Consider the following 14223-nt stretch of genomic DNA (forward strand, 5'->3'; position numbering starts at 1 on the left):
TTTTCCGATCTAGCCGTCGTCCGTGCCGACGCCGGTCCCGGTCGGGTCCGTGTCGGAGCCGGTGAGCCAGCCGACCCAGGTCCAGCCGGTGGCCGCGGTCCGGCCACCCGCCCCGCCCGTCCGGACCTCGCGACCGGCACGGCCGGCCGCGCAGCAGCCGGTGTGGCCGCCGCAGGAGCCGCGGACCGCGGCGACGTCCGAAAGCCGCCCGCAGCAGCCGCGCCGCCCGGAGGCCCCCGGCCGTCCGCCGCTGCCGCAACGGCGACGCCAGCAGAACCTCGTGCCGCAGCTGCGGGAAGATAAGCCCGCACAGGAACGGGAAGAGGTCCGGCTGGACTCGCCGGAGGCCGCCCGCAGCAGGCTGTCCGCCTTCCAGCAGGGCACCCGGCGGGCCCGTGACGAAGAGTTTCCCGAGAACGACGACAGGTACGGAGAGCGCGAGTAATGGTCAACTCAGGCGCCCACGAGCTCGACTGGCTGCTGGACGACCTCGTCAAGCGGGTCGCCGGGGCGGACCGGGCGGTGGTGCTGTCCTCGGACGGCCTGCTCATCGGGAGGTCCGGCAACCTTTCCGAGGAGGACGCCGAACACCTGTCCGCGGTGGCTTCGGCGTTCCAGAGCCTGGCCCGCGGCACCGGGCGGCACTTCGGCGGCGGCAACGTCCGCCAGACGATGGTCGAGATGGACCACGCTTTCCTGTTCGTGACCGCGGCCGGGCGGGGCGCCTGCCTCGCCCTGCTGGCCCGCGAGGACGCGGACATGGGGCTGGTCGCGTACGAGATGAACCTGATGGTGAAGCGGGTCGGCCAGGTCCTCACCTCGGCCCCGCGGACCGCCGGCGCGCAGCCCACTGCGCCATGAGCCCACGGCACGAAGCCTGGTTCGACGACGAGGCCGGCCCGCTGGTCCGGTCCTACGCGGTCACGGGCGGCCGCACCCGGTCGGACACGCTCGGGCTCGACCTCATCACGCTCGTGGTGGCGCTGCGCACCGCGCACGAAGCGGGCATGCTCGAACCGGAGTACGCCCGCATCATCGCCCTGTGCCAGCGGCCGGTCTCGGTGGCCGAGGTGGCCGCCCGGATCGATCTCCCGCTGCCCGTGGTGAAGGTGATGCTGAGCGACCTCATCGAGCAGAACCTGGTGCTGTTCCGTACCGCGGCACCGGTCCAGGAAACCCCCAACCGACACGTATTGCAGGCGGTCCTTGATGGCATCCGGAAACTCTGACCCCCGGCGGAACCTGACCGCGACCGCGGTCAAGGTACTCATCGCCGGCGGGTTCGGGGTCGGCAAGACCACGATGGTCGGCTCGGTGAGCGAAGTGCCGCCGCTGCGGACCGAAGAGGTCATCACGACCGCGTCCGAGGGGGTCGACGACCTCTCCGGTGTCGAGCAGAAGACCACCACGACGGTCGCGCTCGACTTCGGCCGCATCACGATCAACCCGGACCTGATCCTCTACCTGTTCGGCACGCCGGGGCAGGACCGGTTCTGGTTCATGTGGGACGAGCTGGCCGAAGGCGCGCTCGGCGCCGTCGTGCTGGCCGACACGCGCCGGCTCGACAGCTGCTTCGCCGCGGTGGACTTCTTCGAGCGCCGCAACCTGCCGTTCGTCGTCGGCGTGAACTGCTTCGACGGCGCGTACCGCTACGGCACCGAGGAGGTCCGGCAGGCGCTCGACGTCGGCATGGACGTCCCGCTGCTGCTGTGCGACGCCCGCGAGCGCGAGTCGACGAAGCAGGTGCTGACCAGCCTGATGGAACACGTGATGGCGCGGTCCGACCTGGCAGCCGCCCAGGGCGGCTACTGACCGGACCGCGCCCGTCCGGCGTCAGCGGCGGCGCTTGATCAGGTTGTCGAGCGCGAACCGGCCCGGGCCGACCGCGGCGAACAGCAGGAAGACCCACGAGTAGACCGCGGCGGGCTCGCCCATGTTCTGCAGCGGCAGCAGGCCCATCGGGGCGTGCACGGTGAAGTAGGCGAAGGCCATCACGCCGGAGAGCAGGATCGCGGCGGGCCTGCTGGCGAGCCCGACGAGCAGCAGCAGCGCGCCCACCAGCTCGAGAACGCTGCCCCACCAGCCGGGGAACGAGCCGAACGGGACGCCGCCGCCCTGGCCGTCGATGCCGCCGAAGAACCCGAAACCCTGTAGGCCGTGGAAGCCGAACAGGAACGAGATCACGATCCGGCTCGCGCCGACCACGATGCCGGTGACCTTGGTCTTGGCCGGGGCGGCGGTGGAGGTCCGGGCTTCGCGGGCGATGGTGGCGGTCATGGTGGGTCCTTCCCTGGGGTTTTTCTTGCCTTCTGCCTACGCGTCGAGTGGGTTCTCCCCGGATCGACAGCCCCGCGGAAAAATCTTGGACGAATTTCGGGAGACTGTGTCGATGGCGGGCAAACAGAGTGCCGGGCTGCTGCTCTACCGAGGCCGCGGCGAAGACGTCGAGGTGCTGCTCGGGCACATGGGCGGGCCGTTCTGGGCGAAGAAGGACGCGGCCGCGTGGTCGCTGCCCAAGGGCGAGCTCGACCCGGACGAGTCCCCGGAGAAGGCGGCCCGGCGGGAGTTCGAGGAGGAGCTGGGGCTGCCCGCGCCCGACGGCGAGTACGTCGAGCTGGGCGTGGTGAAGCAGTCGGGCGGCAAGGTCGTCACGGCGTGGGCGGTCGAGGCCGACCTCGACCCGGCCTCGGTGGTGCCCGGCACGTTCACCATGGAGTGGCCGCCCCGCTCGGGCCGCCGGCAGGAGTTCCCCGAGGTGGACCGGGTCGCGTGGTTCTCGCTGCCGGAGGCCCGGGAGAAGCTGGTGAAGGGCCAGCTGCCGTTCCTGGACCGGCTGCTGGCGCTGGTCAGCGGCTGAGCAGGGCCTCGAGGGGCTTGGCGGTGAACGACGGCAGCACGATGTCCGCCTGCCCGAAGTCGAGCTTCCCGGTGATCGCGTTGGGCACGGCGACGCAGGTCAGCCCGGCGGCCTTGGCCGAGGTGACGCCGTGCGGGGTGTCCTCGAAGGCGATCGCGTCTTCCGCGGTGGTTCCGAGTGCGTCGAGCGCGGCGAGGTAGAGGTCGGGATCGGGCTTGGCCTTGTGGAGGTCCCCGGTGAGGACGGCGTCGAAGTAGTGGTCGAGGCCGAGCCGTTCGAGGTGCGGGTTCACCCAGGCCCCGGACGAACTGGAGGCGACGGCCAGCTTGAGGCCGTGTTCGCGCGCGGTTTCCAGGTAGTCCCGGACGCCTTCGCGCGGGCCGAGGTTTTCGAGGAGCCGGAGGACGTGCGCCCGGGTCCGGGGGCGCAGTGCCTCCGGATCGATGCCGGGGGCGTGCTCGGCGAGCAGGGCGAACATGGCGGGCGTGGTGCGCTGCGTGCCGATGACGGCGTACCAGGCGTCCATCGGCAGTTCGGTGCCGTGTTCCCGGAAGACCGCCTGCCACGACTGCAGCACGGCGGATTCGGTGTCGGCGAGGGTGCCGTCGAAGTCGAAGACCAGGGCGCGGGTGGGCACGCCTGCACCCTGCCTGCTCGGTGATCGTTCAGGCAAGGGAGTTGTGACGAGCCTGTAGGAGCGGACCGGGCTGACGATCGAAGGGGCCGACGAGCCCGGCCCGCCGCGGCCGCCCTGACGGACGATCGCTGCGCGGGCCGGGTCTCCACCGCATCAGGGAGTGACGGTCAGCCGGTACAGGCGTTCGCCGATCTTGTAGTACAGGTCGCCGAACCGGTCGGCCGTCAGGTCCTCCACGCCGGACTTCGTCAGCAGGACCGTGACCGCCTTGGTGGCCTTGTCGATCTTGAAGATCCGGTCGCCCTGGGTGCCGTAGACGTGGTCCGGGTCCTTGGCCACCGTCAGCAGCACGCCGTCGCGCCAGGCCATCGTCGACTTCGCGGCGTAGTCCGGATCCGGGAACAGGCGCTGCGTCCTCATCGCCGACGCCGAGGCCGGGTCGAACGTGAGCAGGGTTCCCCCGGCCAGGCCCCAGACCTGGCCGTCCACCTCGGTCAGCGCGGTGACCGCCGTGGTCGACGGCAGCGGGTACCGCGTCACCGCGCCGTTCGCCGGGTCGTAGGAGAACACCTGCGCCGAGGCGCCCGGCGCGAACACCGGGTTGACGCCGAGCGCACCCCGCGTCGACGTGCCGCCGAAGACCTTGCCGCCCGCGTAGGCCAGGGAGACCACCGCCTGGTCCGGGACCACGCAGATGCTCCGGCCCGGGGTGCCCTCCTTCCAGATGTTCAGCGCGCCGCTGCGCTTGCCGTACTTCGGGACCGTTCCCATGTAGACAGTGCCGTCGGGGGCGCCGGCCAGCGCGTACGGGCGGTCCTGCGGCGGCGGGCCTTCGCCCGCACGGCAGTCGGCGGCCTTGTCACCCGTGGCACCGCCGGTGTACTGCAGCTTCGGGGGCCATTCGCCGCCCGGCTGGTAGCTGTATAGCCGGGCCGACGGGTAGACGCCGATGTAGAGCTTCCCGTCGTGGGCCAGCAGGCTGTCGGTCTGGTTCAGGCCGGTGAGGGTCTTCGTGTCCGGGTGGTTCTCGTCGGCGTCGCCGTGCAGCGGGTCGTACGCGCCGGTGCCGCCGGTGAGGTAGCCGCCGGTGTAGATCTTGCCGTCCGGGCCGGTGCCGAGGGCGTTGATCGCGGCGGGCAGCACCGGGGTGCCGGTGACGAGCCGGGTGCTCGACGCGCCGGTCACCGGGCTGTACTTGAAGATCCGGGTGCCGTCCGGGCCCGCGCCGAGGCCGGCCAGCGTGCCGTTCTCCCAGCTGTAGCCGGTGACGTCGAGGTCGGGCCGGACGGCCGTCGCCTGCACGGCCTTCGTGGCGATGTCGTAGGACTGCAGCAGCCCGTCCTTGACGAACCAGACCTTGCCGTCCGCGGCCGGGGAGTGGTGCAGGTCGGTGTCGGTGATCGTCGCGTCGACCACCGAGCGGTACGAGCCGTCGGTGTTCTTGACGACCTGCAGCACGAGCAGCGTCCGGTCGAGCCAGGCGAACAGCCGGCCGCCGGTCCAGGTCAGCCCGCCCACCATGGAGTTGTGCGCGTACTCGGCGGGCAGCAGGCTGTCGGTTCGCCCGGTGACGTTGTCGTAGCGCACCAGCGAAGCGTTCGTCCCGGTGCCGAGGTAGGTCGCGTTGGCGGCCGGGTCGTGGGCGATGCTGCGCACGTACTCCGCGCCGGCGACGATCGGGGTGGCGCCGATCGTCGTGAACGTGCCGTTGTCGTACTTGAAGTAGCGGCCGTTGTTGTAGGTGCCGCCGTAGACCTTGCCGTTCGCGCCCGCTTCGAGGTCCCAGATGAAGGAGTACCCGCCTTCGGCCCGGCCGAGGTCGGTCAGCGTGGTGGTGCCCGGCACGTGGCGGTACAGCTTCGAATTGGGGTAGGTGCCGAGGTAGACGCTGCCGTCGGTGGCGGTGGTGGCGGCCCAGCCGCCGACGGTGGGGGTGTCGGTGGTGTCCGGGAAGGTGAGCTTCGAGGTGACCTTTTCGGTGGCGACGTCGATGACCGCCAGCTGGGGGTTGCTGTCGGCGGTGCCGGTGTAGACCGCGTAGGCCTTGCCGCCGGCGAAGGTGGTGGCGTTGGGGACGCTGCTTTCCAGCTGGACGCCGAGGTCCGTGTCATCCTTGCTGATCACCACCTCGTCCCAGTACGCGGTGCCGACGTTGCCGACGCCCGAGTAGATGAGCGCGGAGACACTGGCGGTGCCGGCGGGCGCCGTTCCCGAGGCGGTGGCGGTGTTCCACTTCTTGCCGGAGACCGATCCGCCGGTCACGCCGCCGAGCAGTTGCCCGGACGAGTCGCGGAACCGCAGGTAGAGGTCGGCCGCGCCGCTTTCGGTCCACACCTGGGCGTACGCGGTGTACCGGACGCCGGCGGGGGCGGGCAGCCCGGGCTGGCTCTCCCGGCCGTAGGCGTTGCCCGCGGACGTGTCGTCCACGCGCGCCGCGGTGCGCCCGTCCCAGGTCACGGCGGTGAACCCGCCCGGGCTGTGCGACCCGCTCCAGCCGGTCAGTCCCTGGTCGAACCCGCCGTTGGCGATCCGCAGGTCGGCCGCCCCCGCCGGCGTGGGCACGGCGAGCAATCCGGTGGCCAGCGCGGCGGCCAGAGCGGTGGGAAGCAAACGTCTCATGGCGGCCACGATCGGGCGCGGTCGTACAAAACGGGTACAAGCCCGCTTAGGCGAGGAAGTACTCCTTGAGCACCGGGGCCAGCGCCGCCGCCTTCACGATGTGCGTCTGGCCCGGCAACGTCCGGTACTCCGCCGAGGGGAGCACCTTCGCCAGCGACGCCACGCCGTGGCGCATCCAGTCCGGGCTGCGCCCGCCGTCGAGCACCAGAGCCGGGACCTTCACCTCCGGCCAGGCCGCCGGCAGCGGCTCGCCCGCCTGGTGCTCGACCACCATCGCCGTGTCGTAGGGGATCGTGTGGGCCACCCGCTTGAGCTTCGACCAGAACGGCATGATCCGCATCACCGCCACCATCACGCTGCCCAGGCCGACGCCTTCGGTCATGAACATCTTGACCGCCTTGCCGCGCTTGCCCTCCTTCAGCGCCTGGTCGAGCCGGGCCACGTAGTCCGCCGGGACGCGCGCTCGGGTGCCGTCGACGATGAACGGGGGCTCGTACAGCGCCAGTTTCCGCACCGGGAGGTCGGGCGCCGCTGCGAGGGCGAGTGCGACGCCCGAGGAAATGCCGAACAGGAACACCTCGCCGCCCGCCTCCTTGGCGATCGCGGCGAGGTCCTCCACCTCCCGTTCGACCGCGTACGGCCCGGTGTCGCCGCTCTCGCCGCGCCCGCGGCGGTCGTAGGTGTACACGGTGAAGTGCGCGGCCAGCTCCTTCGCCAGCGCGTCGTTGGGGGACGAGCCGCGGTAGCACATCGCGCCGTCGACGAGGACGAGCGCGGGGCCGGAGCCGGCGCGGGTGTAGGTGATCTTCGTGCCGTCTGCCGAGGTTGTCGTGGTCATGCGGACAGCCTGCCTCCGACGTATCGGTCTGTCAAGACAAAAAAATTTGTCGGTGGCGACCGCTCCGCACGAGCCGGGGTGGTCGTCAGGCCGAACGCAGCGTCAGCAGCGTGATCTCGCTGGGGGCGAAGATCCGGAACGGCGGACCCCAGAACCCCGTGCCGCGGCTGTTGTACAGCTGCGTCGGCCCGTGCCGGGTCAGGCCGGACAGCGTCGGCTGGTCGAACCGCACCAGGAGGTGGAACGGCCAGATCTGCCCGCCGTGCGTGTGCCCGGAGATCTGCAGGTCGACACCCGCTTCGCGGGCCTGGCGGATCTGCTTCGGCTGGTGCGCCAGGAGCACCACCGGGACGCCGTCGGGCCGGCCGGCCAGCGCCGCGGCCAGGTCGGGGCCGTGGCCGGGCAGGCCGGAAGCCGTGCCGGTCGGGTCGTCGATGCCGGCGAAGAGGATCCGGTCGCCGCCGCGCTCGAGCAGCGTCGACCGGTTGTGCAGGGTGTCCCAGCCGAGCCCCTCCATGTGGTCGAGCCACGCCTGGGCCTCGCCGAAGTACTCGTGGTTGCCGGTGATGTAGAACCGCCCGAGCCCGGCCTGGACGCCACCGAGCGGGTCGACCTGCTTGCGGCGCTTGGCCACCGCGCCGTCGGCGAGGTCGCCGGCGTGGCAGACGACGTCCGCCTCGAGCGCGTTGACCGCCGCGACGACGTCCTCCGACCACTTCGTCCGGTCGATCGGGCCGAAGTGGGTGTCGGTCAGGACGGCGACGGTCAGGCCGTCGAGCCCCGGGCCGAGCCGCGGGATGACGACGTCGACCGCCTTCACCGGCGGCACGCGCATGGCGACGCGGTTGCCGTGCACGAGCAGCCCGGCGGCGATCAGCACGGTCGCGCCCGCGACGATCCGCGACCGCAGCGGGTCCTCGACGCCGAGCAGCGCGACCCGCAGCACCAGGCTCAGGATCGACCAGCTGAACAGCACCCAGATCACGGCGAGCAGCGAGTCGCCGAGGCGGGCGGCGCGGTCGCTCTGGTGCCGGGAGTGCCCGCGGAACATCGCGACCGGCATCGTGACCAGGCCGGCCGCCAGCACGACGGTGCCGGCGATCGTGCCGGCCAGGCCCCACTCCGGCGCCAGGACGAGCGTCCACCACGGCACGCCGTACAGCAGGAGCATGGCCAGGATCGGCACGACGACGAGTTGCCCTCTCATCGAACCAGGTTACAGCCCATCGGGCTGTTAGCGTTTTCGCTACTCTGGTGGTGGAAGGAAGGGGGAGTGCCGTGCACGCGTTGCTGGAGCTGGCGTTCCCCGCGCTGACCAGCCCGACCGCGCTGGTCGCCTTCGCCTCCCTCGCCGCCGCCGGCCTTTTGGTCGTCCTGCTGGTCGGCAGCACCCACCGCGCCGAGCTCGCCCTGTGGTCGGCGCCGGTGCGCAGCCGCGCCACGGCGTTGCGCCGCCGGGCCCGGCGCGCCGAGTCGATCCGGCTCCGCGACCCGGGCAGACCGGGCCGGAGCCGCCCACGAGCACCCGGTTCCCGCAGCACGGCTGCGTAGGAACCGCTTCGACGCAGCCATTCCGCTCACCCACACCCCTTTGAGCCATGCGGAGTGCTGCCCATGTTCGGCTTTCTCGACGTGCCCGTCGAAGGCGCGTACCACCTGATCCACACGCTCACCGGCCCGCTTTCGACGGCGCTGGCCATCGTCGTGTTCACCCTCGGCGTGCGGCTGCTGCTGCACCCGCTCGCCCGGTCGGCGGCCCGCGGCGAACGAGCCAGGACTGCCCTCCTGCCCGAAATCCGGGCGCTGCAGGAGAAGCACGGCAGCGACCGCGAACGGCTGGCCGCGGAGATGACGAAGCTGCAGCAGGAGTCCGGGACGTCGCTGTTCGTCGGCTGCCTGCCGATGCTGCTGCAGCTGCCGTTCTTCATGGTCATGTACCGGCTGTTCACCACGGCCACGATCGGCGGCGAACCCAACTCGCTGCTCGGAGCGACACTGCTCGGGACGCCGCTGGGCGCGCACGGCCTGGCCGGCAGCCCGCTCGTGTTCGTGATCGCGGCCGGGCTCGCCGCCGTCGCGTGGTTTTCGGTGCGCATGCAGCCCGCCCCGGAGAACCCGGTTCCGGGCGGGAAGCTGCTGCGGCTGCTGCCCTACGGCACCGTGCTCGCGACGCTCGTCGTGCCGCAGGCCGCCGGGATCTACCTGCTCACCACGACCGCGTGGAGCGCGGCGGAGCGGGCGTTGCTACGACGCAGCTCGTGACCGCCGCCAGTCCGCGACCGCCTCTTCGACGTCCACCAGCGCCACCGTGAGCGGTGGTCCGGTGTGGTGGTTGAGGTAGGCCTGGCGGATCCGGGTGTTGAGGTCCTCGACGACGTCCCGGACCTGCCGTTCGGTCCGCTCCCCGGCGAGCCGCTGCGGCAGGTCCTGGACTTCGCGCTTGAGCGCGAGCGACGGCGGCAGCAGCGCCGTCGTGTCGTGGCCGCCCCTCCGGACCTCGCGGAGCACCCAGTCGGTCGCGGCGTCGTTGCCGGTGGGCTTCGGCAGCGGCTTGCCCGTGCCGGGCAGGTCGTCGAACTCGCCGCGGGCCCGGGCTTCGTCGATCTTCCGGTCGACCCACCAGCGGAAGGACACCTTGGGCGGTTTGCGCGCGGTCATCTCCTCACACCCCCTCCGTCCCCTTCCAGGGTAATCTCCGGACGTAAAGCGAGGGGACCGCATGACCGTCGAACGCAGTGGCGCCGAGGACGTCGATCGGACGCTCGCGCTGCTCTGGCGCACCCGCGGCGCCGCCGCCGAACCGACCAGGGGCCGCCGCCCGACGCTGACGATCGAGCGGATCGTCACCGCCGCGATCGCGGTCGCGGACGCCGACGGGCTCGCCGCCGCGTCGATGCACCGCGTCGCCAAGGAGCTCGGCGCCGGCACGATGACGCTCTACACCTACGTGCCGGGCAAGGCCGAGCTGGTGGACCTGATGGTCGACGACGTGCTCGTCGGGCGGCGGCTGCCCGGGCCGGGCGAGCCGCGCCGCGGGGACTGGCGCGAGCAGGTGGCGCTCTACGCCGAGCGGACCCGGCAGGCCTACCGCGAGCACCCGTGGCTGTGCGAGGTCTCGCGTGTCCGGCCGCCGCTGGGGCCCGGCCAGCTGGCGGGCCAGGAGTACCTGCTGTCGATCATGGACGAGCTGGGGCTGCCGCCGCGGCAGGCCGTCGCGGCGGCGAACGGGATCGGCACGTACGTCGACGCGAACGCCGCGCTCGAGGCGGAGAACGCCCGGCTGGAGCGCAGCACCGGCCAGTCGACCGAGGCGTGGTGGGACCAGCGGTCGTCGTTCTGGGAGAACTACTTCGTCGTCGACGCGCACCCGGCGATGAACCGGATCTGGCTCGGCGGCGGCTTCGACCAGGGCGCGAAGGCGCAGGGCGACACCGCGTACGCGTTCGGCCTGAACCGGATGCTCGACGGCATCCAGGCCCTGGTGGACTAGCGCCGGCTGCGCCACCGCAGCCGGCGTCGCTCCTGCCGGGGCACTTCGGCCTGCTGCGGTGCCCCGGCACGCAGGACGTCCCGGCAGACCGGGTCGAACCGGCCGGGTTCCTCGATCATCGGCGCCGCCAGCACGACGTGCCCGCACACCGCGCGGAACCGCCCTTCGTGCCGCCCCGCCGCGAACTCGTCCTCGGTGACGGCGTGGGTGTAGCCGTCGGTGTCGCAGCGGATGTGCACGAGGAACGGCTCCACCCGGCTCACCCGGCCGAGCTGGTCGAGGTCGGTTCGGTCGGGGTCTTCTCCGAGTCGGCCGGGGTGGCGGCGGCCGTCGACGACGGCGGCGGGGTGGTGGTGGTGCTGGTCGTCGCCGGCGGCGGCGTGGTCGGGTCCGTCGTCGCCGGCGGCGGGGTCGTCGGGTCCGTGGACGGCGGGGTGACCGGGTCCGTGGTCGGCGTCGTCGGGGTGGTGGGCGTGGTCGGCGCGGTGGGCGACGTCGGGTTGTCGGTCGGCGTGGTCGCCGGGGTGCCCGTCGGCGGGGTGTCGACCGGCGGCGCGGGCGGGGCCGGGACGCCGACCGGGGCGCCCGCGGCCGCGGCGTCCGGGGCGTCGGGCGCGCCGATCGGCACCTGGCTGTCGGGCAGCTGGGCCACGCCGCCGCGGTAGGCCGCGGCCCAGGCCAGCACGGTGTCCACATAGGACTGCGAGTTGTTGTAGCGGCGCACGGCGATCCGCTGCCCCGCGTCGGTGGAGAGGTCGAGGCCGCCGGAGCACAGGTAGCGCGCGGTGGCCAGCGCCTCGTCGTAGATGTTGTTCGGGTTCGACACACCGTCGCCGTTGCCGTCGGAGGCGTAGCCGCGCCACGTCGACGGGATGAACTGCGTCGGCCCGACCGCGCGGTCCCACACGGTGTCGCCGTCGTACTTGCCGCCGTCGGTGTCCGGGATCGCGGCGAACGCGCCCGCGCCGTTGAGCACCGGGCCGAGGATCGGCTCCAGCGTGTCGCCGTTGGCGTTGACGTACCCGCCGCGGGCGTGGTTCGACTCGATCCGGCCGATGCTGGCGATCAGGGCCCAGTCGAGATGGCAGTTCGGCTGTTCCCTGGCCAGGATGTCCGCGGCGTTCTTGTACGCCTTGAGCATGCTCCCCGGGATGCCGAGCGAGCCGGAGATACCGGCGGAGCCGGCCCGCCCGCCGGGCACGACCAGCGGCTCGGGCAGGGGCGGCTGGGGCAGGCTGCCGTCGACGGCGATCGGCGGCATGACGATGTTCGGCTGCTGCGGCGACGGAGCGGCGACGGCCTGGTCCCGCTGCGCGTCGCCGGCGTTGGCCACCACGACCGGCGCGGGCAGGCCGGTGGTCAGCGTCGGCAGCACGACGAGCGCCCCACCCGCGAGCGCGGCGGCGGTCCGGCGGACCGAACGCGCGCCGTTGCGACGTGGCCGGTGCTTGGGCATGGTCGTCCCCGCTTCCCTCGATCTGTCGCTGATCGCCTCACCCGATCGGCCTCACCCACCGGTACTGACCGGTAGGAGCAAGCTATCCGATGGAACCAAACTTTGGCGAACGCGACAGCCAAATCGGCTTCTGACGGAGAAGTTCGTCTGGATGGCACAAAACCTTCGTAGGAAATCTGTCAGATTCACCAGGACTTAACGGGGTGCTGCGGAGGCCGCCACCGCGAAACCTTCGGTGAACGAGCCTTTACACGGACTTGAAGCGTTCCTATGATCGGCCGTCCGGATGCGTTGCCGCCCGTCCGGACGGCCCAGGTGGAGGGTTTGATGGCACGTAGGGCTCCGCGCCGAGAGCAGGTCACCGTCGCCGAGCTGCTGGTCCGGTCCGACGTACCGCCTGATCGTCACCGCGACGAGGACACCCTGGTGTTCCCGCGGGCTCGCCACCGGGAGAAGCCGCAGGTCCTGCGGTCGCTGACGCGGTTGCGGATGTTGTCCGTGGTCGCGGGGGCGCTGGCGCTGACGGGCGGGGTCAGTGCGGCGGTCTCGATGCCCAACCAGCGAAACGCGGCGGCGGTCTGGCCACCGGCCGGCCTGGAGCCCCCGGCGGTGGCGCTGGTGCCGCTGCCCGCGGACGTCGTCGTGCCGCCGGCCAAGCATGCGTCGCCGCCCCCGTCGGTTCCGGATTCCGTAGCCCCGCCCGCCGAACCGGCCGGCATTTCCCCGGCGGTCGGGGAGCCGGTGTCGAATTCCGTCAGCCCGGCCGCGCACCGCGGAAAGCTGGCCCGCGCGGTGAAGATCGTCGACAAGGTGAAGGCGCCGGTGAAGCTGAAGCCGAACCCGCCCGAGCAGGCGGCGCCGGTGCGCCACGAGATCCCGGACATCCCGTTGTGGTCGCGCGGCGGCCGTGCGGGAATCCCGGACTGGCAGGCGATGTGGGCCGGCCGCCGCCCGGCGGCCTTTTCTCCGGGCGGCGACCACCACCACGAATGCGGTGGTGGCCGCCACCGCCGCTGAGGTCAGGTTCCGAGCGGAATCTGGTACTGCAGGAATCCCTTGTCGAGCGCGACCTGGTCGTAGAGCCGCCGAGCGGTGGTGTTCGAGGCTTGGGTGTGCCAGTAGACGCGCGCGCACCCCTGCGTCCGCGCCCAGCCGGCCACGGCTTCGATGAGGGCCCGGCCGACCCCGCGCCCGCGGGTGCCGGGGTCGGTGAAGAGATCCTGCAGGTAGCAGACGTCGGCCGAGGTGGTGCTGACGTGCGTGAGGAAGTGGACGATGCCCACGAGTTCGCCGTCGACCCGCGCGCCGAGGGCATGCATCCGCTCGCCGCTGGAGAACTCGCGCCAGGCCCGGTCCACGAGTTCGGGAGCGAGGGTCCTGCCGTAGAACGTGTTGTAGCCGGCGAACAGGTTTTCCCAGGCAGCGCGGTCGTTTTCGGTGAGGCCCCCAACGGTGATCATGGTGCCGAGGCTAACGCGCGGGGGACACGCACCGGACACAACTCGCGAGTAAGGTGACGAACCCGAATCAAATTCATACACTCGCGGAGCCCGGTCGGTCGGCGAAAGCAGCGGAGGTTCCTGATGGCGCGCACGGCGCACCGTGCCAGCGGCAGACGCGTCTCGGTGGGGGAGCTGATGCTGCGGCCGGATGTCCGTGGCCGCCGCCGTCCCGAGGATTTGGAAGTGCTCGAACTGGCGTACCGCATGCGCCGCCGGATCGGCCCGGAGGCAGCGGTACCGGTTCCGTCGCCGGGAGCCCGGGCGCTGGCGGTCGTCACTGGGCTTTGGCGGCGCAGGTCGAGGTAGCGCCTCGCGGATCTTGTTGGTTGCGGGTCTTTCGGTGGCTGGGGTGCCGGTCCGTTCGCGCGGCAAGCTCAGATCTTGTCGGCCGCGGGTCTTCTGGCGGCTGACGTGGGTGTAGGCCCGTAGCCGTGCGGCTGCGGGCCTGTCCCGTGTTCAGGCTGCGAAGGGCAGCGGTTCGTGGAGGTTGTTGCGTCGGGGTTTTCGGCGGCGGTCGATGAACTCTGGCGGGAGGAATTCCGGTAGGCCGTCGGTGGCGATGCGGACTTCCCAGCCCGAGCGGTGCAGCAAGCGGTGGTGGTGGGCGCACATCAGCACCAGGTTGTTCAGGTCAGTGGGGCCGCCGTCGGCCCAGTGGTGGATGTGGTGGCCTTGGCAGTGGCGGGGTGGGCGGTGGCAGCCCGGGAATGCGCAGCCTCGGTCGCGCAGGAACAACGCTCGCCGCATCCCCGCGGAGATCAGGCGGCGGAGGCGGCCGAGGTTGAGGGGTTCGCTCTTCGCGCCCAGGACTGCGGGGATGATCA

At 71.8% G+C, this 14223-nt stretch carries 19 protein-coding genes; 9 read left to right on the forward strand and 10 right to left on the reverse strand.

Features of this window, described 5'->3' with window-relative positions:
• Positions 1 to 22 precede the first annotated feature (22 nt).
• Genes IE317_RS43210 through IE317_RS43225 form a run of 4 tightly spaced genes read left to right on the forward strand, consistent with a single transcriptional unit; the run spans position 23 to position 1812 of the window.
• Positions 23 to 445, forward strand: coding sequence for a hypothetical protein (locus tag IE317_RS43210; protein ID WP_373309245.1), 423 nt, complete (start codon positions 23 to 25; stop codon positions 443 to 445).
• The gene (locus IE317_RS43215; protein WP_043776694.1) at positions 445 to 861 is read left to right on the forward strand and encodes a roadblock/LC7 domain-containing protein; all 417 of its coding nucleotides are present in this window, start codon (positions 445 to 447) and stop codon (positions 859 to 861) included. Before IE317_RS43210 ends, IE317_RS43215 begins: the two co-directional genes overlap by 1 nt.
• Positions 858 to 1229 (forward strand): DUF742 domain-containing protein, encoded by a 372-nt coding sequence (locus tag IE317_RS43220; protein ID WP_191317151.1) that lies wholly within the window; start codon positions 858 to 860, stop codon positions 1227 to 1229. The genes IE317_RS43215 and IE317_RS43220 overlap by 4 nt, the downstream gene beginning before the upstream one ends.
• The gene (locus IE317_RS43225) at positions 1210 to 1812 is read left to right on the forward strand and encodes a GTP-binding protein (RefSeq protein ID WP_004561734.1); all 603 of its coding nucleotides are present in this window, start codon (positions 1210 to 1212) and stop codon (positions 1810 to 1812) included. Before IE317_RS43220 ends, IE317_RS43225 begins: the two co-directional genes overlap by 20 nt.
• 21 nt (positions 1813 to 1833) lie before the next feature.
• On the opposite strand, the gene IE317_RS43230 is transcribed toward IE317_RS43225, so the two are convergent.
• Positions 1834 to 2277 carry a DoxX family protein gene (locus tag IE317_RS43230; protein WP_191317152.1) on the reverse strand — a complete coding sequence of 148 codons (444 nt, stop codon included), beginning with the start codon at positions 2275 to 2277 and terminating at the stop codon, positions 1834 to 1836.
• Positions 2278 to 2389: 112 nt separating this feature from the next.
• On the opposite strand from IE317_RS43230, the gene IE317_RS43235 reads away from it, so the two are divergent.
• Entirely contained in the window at positions 2390 to 2857 is a 468-nt protein-coding gene (locus tag IE317_RS43235) for an NUDIX domain-containing protein (RefSeq protein WP_191317153.1), read from the forward strand.
• Here the strand turns inward: IE317_RS43235 and IE317_RS43240 are convergent.
• From IE317_RS43240 to IE317_RS43255, 4 genes are all read right to left on the reverse strand, one after another.
• On the reverse strand, positions 2847 to 3494 hold the full coding sequence (locus tag IE317_RS43240) for an HAD family hydrolase (protein WP_191317154.1): 648 nt from the start codon (positions 3492 to 3494) through the stop codon (positions 2847 to 2849). The two genes, IE317_RS43235 and IE317_RS43240, sit on opposite strands and share 11 nt — an antisense overlap.
• A gap of 153 nt (positions 3495 to 3647) precedes the next feature.
• Entirely contained in the window at positions 3648 to 6113 is a 2466-nt protein-coding gene (locus tag IE317_RS43245; RefSeq protein WP_191317155.1) for a hypothetical protein, read from the reverse strand.
• A gap of 46 nt (positions 6114 to 6159) precedes the next feature.
• On the reverse strand, positions 6160 to 6951 hold the full coding sequence (locus IE317_RS43250) for an alpha/beta fold hydrolase (protein WP_191317156.1): 792 nt from the start codon (positions 6949 to 6951) through the stop codon (positions 6160 to 6162).
• Between the two features lie 85 nt (positions 6952 to 7036).
• Positions 7037 to 8158 (reverse strand): metallophosphoesterase, encoded by a 1122-nt coding sequence (locus IE317_RS43255; protein ID WP_229903236.1) that lies wholly within the window; start codon positions 8156 to 8158, stop codon positions 7037 to 7039.
• 47 nt (positions 8159 to 8205) lie between these two features.
• On the opposite strand from IE317_RS43255, the gene IE317_RS43260 reads away from it, so the two are divergent.
• A complete protein-coding gene (locus tag IE317_RS43260; RefSeq protein ID WP_229903237.1) occupies positions 8206 to 8502 on the forward strand; it encodes a DUF6412 domain-containing protein in 297 nt (98 codons plus the stop codon).
• Between the two features lie 63 nt (positions 8503 to 8565).
• Complete coding sequence (locus tag IE317_RS43265) at positions 8566 to 9213, forward strand: YidC/Oxa1 family membrane protein insertase (RefSeq protein WP_191317157.1); 648 nt, start codon at positions 8566 to 8568, stop codon at positions 9211 to 9213.
• Here IE317_RS43265 and IE317_RS43270 read toward each other — a convergent pair.
• Complete coding sequence (locus tag IE317_RS43270; RefSeq protein ID WP_191317158.1) at positions 9196 to 9609, reverse strand: DnaJ family domain-containing protein; 414 nt, start codon at positions 9607 to 9609, stop codon at positions 9196 to 9198. The genes IE317_RS43265 and IE317_RS43270 overlap by 18 nt on opposite strands.
• Before the next feature lie 61 nt (positions 9610 to 9670).
• Here IE317_RS43270 and IE317_RS43275 point away from each other — a divergent pair, with 61 nt between their 5' ends.
• Positions 9671 to 10441, forward strand: a complete 771-nt coding sequence (locus IE317_RS43275) for a TetR/AcrR family transcriptional regulator (RefSeq protein WP_191317159.1) — start codon at positions 9671 to 9673, stop codon at positions 10439 to 10441.
• On the opposite strand, the gene IE317_RS43280 is transcribed toward IE317_RS43275, so the two are convergent.
• The gene (locus tag IE317_RS43280) at positions 10438 to 10695 is read right to left on the reverse strand and encodes a hypothetical protein (protein ID WP_191317160.1); all 258 of its coding nucleotides are present in this window, start codon (positions 10693 to 10695) and stop codon (positions 10438 to 10440) included. The genes IE317_RS43275 and IE317_RS43280 overlap by 4 nt on opposite strands.
• A 5-nt stretch (positions 10696 to 10700) precedes the next feature.
• Positions 10701 to 11897: a lytic transglycosylase domain-containing protein gene (locus tag IE317_RS43285; RefSeq protein WP_191317161.1), complete on the reverse strand. Its 1197-nt coding sequence runs from the start codon at positions 11895 to 11897 to the stop codon at positions 10701 to 10703.
• Between the two features lie 327 nt (positions 11898 to 12224).
• On the opposite strand from IE317_RS43285, the gene IE317_RS43290 reads away from it, so the two are divergent.
• Positions 12225 to 12914, forward strand: a complete 690-nt coding sequence (locus IE317_RS43290) for a hypothetical protein (protein ID WP_229903238.1) — start codon at positions 12225 to 12227, stop codon at positions 12912 to 12914.
• Positions 12915 to 12916: 2 nt separating this feature from the next.
• Here the strand turns inward: IE317_RS43290 and IE317_RS43295 are convergent, their stop codons facing one another.
• A complete protein-coding gene (locus tag IE317_RS43295) occupies positions 12917 to 13357 on the reverse strand; it encodes a GNAT family N-acetyltransferase (protein WP_191317163.1) in 441 nt (146 codons plus the stop codon).
• Between the two features lie 498 nt (positions 13358 to 13855).
• Positions 13856 to 14223 (reverse strand): HNH endonuclease signature motif containing protein (locus tag IE317_RS43300; RefSeq protein WP_191317164.1); only part of this gene is annotated, 368 nt, incomplete at its 5' end.

Origin of the sequence: Amycolatopsis bullii (assembly GCF_014654205.1) — a bacterium.
Taxonomy (GTDB): Bacteria; Actinomycetota; Actinomycetes; order Mycobacteriales; family Pseudonocardiaceae; genus Amycolatopsis; species Amycolatopsis plumensis.

Excerpts from the sequence above, each read along its gene's own strand:
- IE317_RS43215 (WP_043776694.1), top strand. The coding sequence starts at position 445 with ATGGTCAACTCAGGCGCCCACGAGCTCGACTGGCTGCTGGACGACCTC.
- IE317_RS43220 (WP_191317151.1), top strand. The coding sequence starts at position 858 with ATGAGCCCACGGCACGAAGCCTGGTTCGACGACGAGGCCGGCCCGCTG.
- IE317_RS43225 (WP_004561734.1), top strand. The coding sequence starts at position 1,210 with ATGGCATCCGGAAACTCTGACCCCCGGCGGAACCTGACCGCGACCGCG.
- IE317_RS43230 (WP_191317152.1), bottom strand. The coding sequence starts at position 2,277 with ATGACCGCCACCATCGCCCGCGAAGCCCGGACCTCCACCGCCGCCCCG.
- IE317_RS43235 (WP_191317153.1), top strand. The coding sequence starts at position 2,390 with ATGGCGGGCAAACAGAGTGCCGGGCTGCTGCTCTACCGAGGCCGCGGC.
- IE317_RS43245 (WP_191317155.1), bottom strand. The coding sequence starts at position 6,113 with ATGAGACGTTTGCTTCCCACCGCTCTGGCCGCCGCGCTGGCCACCGGA.
- IE317_RS43250 (WP_191317156.1), bottom strand. The coding sequence starts at position 6,951 with ATGACCACGACAACCTCGGCAGACGGCACGAAGATCACCTACACCCGC.
- IE317_RS43255 (WP_229903236.1), bottom strand. The coding sequence starts at position 8,158 with ATGAGAGGGCAACTCGTCGTCGTGCCGATCCTGGCCATGCTCCTGCTG.
- IE317_RS43265 (WP_191317157.1), top strand. The coding sequence starts at position 8,566 with ATGTTCGGCTTTCTCGACGTGCCCGTCGAAGGCGCGTACCACCTGATC.
- IE317_RS43270 (WP_191317158.1), bottom strand. The coding sequence starts at position 9,609 with ATGACCGCGCGCAAACCGCCCAAGGTGTCCTTCCGCTGGTGGGTCGAC.
- IE317_RS43275 (WP_191317159.1), top strand. The coding sequence starts at position 9,671 with ATGACCGTCGAACGCAGTGGCGCCGAGGACGTCGATCGGACGCTCGCG.
- IE317_RS43285 (WP_191317161.1), bottom strand. The coding sequence starts at position 11,897 with ATGCCCAAGCACCGGCCACGTCGCAACGGCGCGCGTTCGGTCCGCCGG.
- IE317_RS43290 (WP_229903238.1), top strand. The coding sequence starts at position 12,225 with ATGGCACGTAGGGCTCCGCGCCGAGAGCAGGTCACCGTCGCCGAGCTG.
- IE317_RS43295 (WP_191317163.1), bottom strand. The coding sequence starts at position 13,357 with ATGATCACCGTTGGGGGCCTCACCGAAAACGACCGCGCTGCCTGGGAA.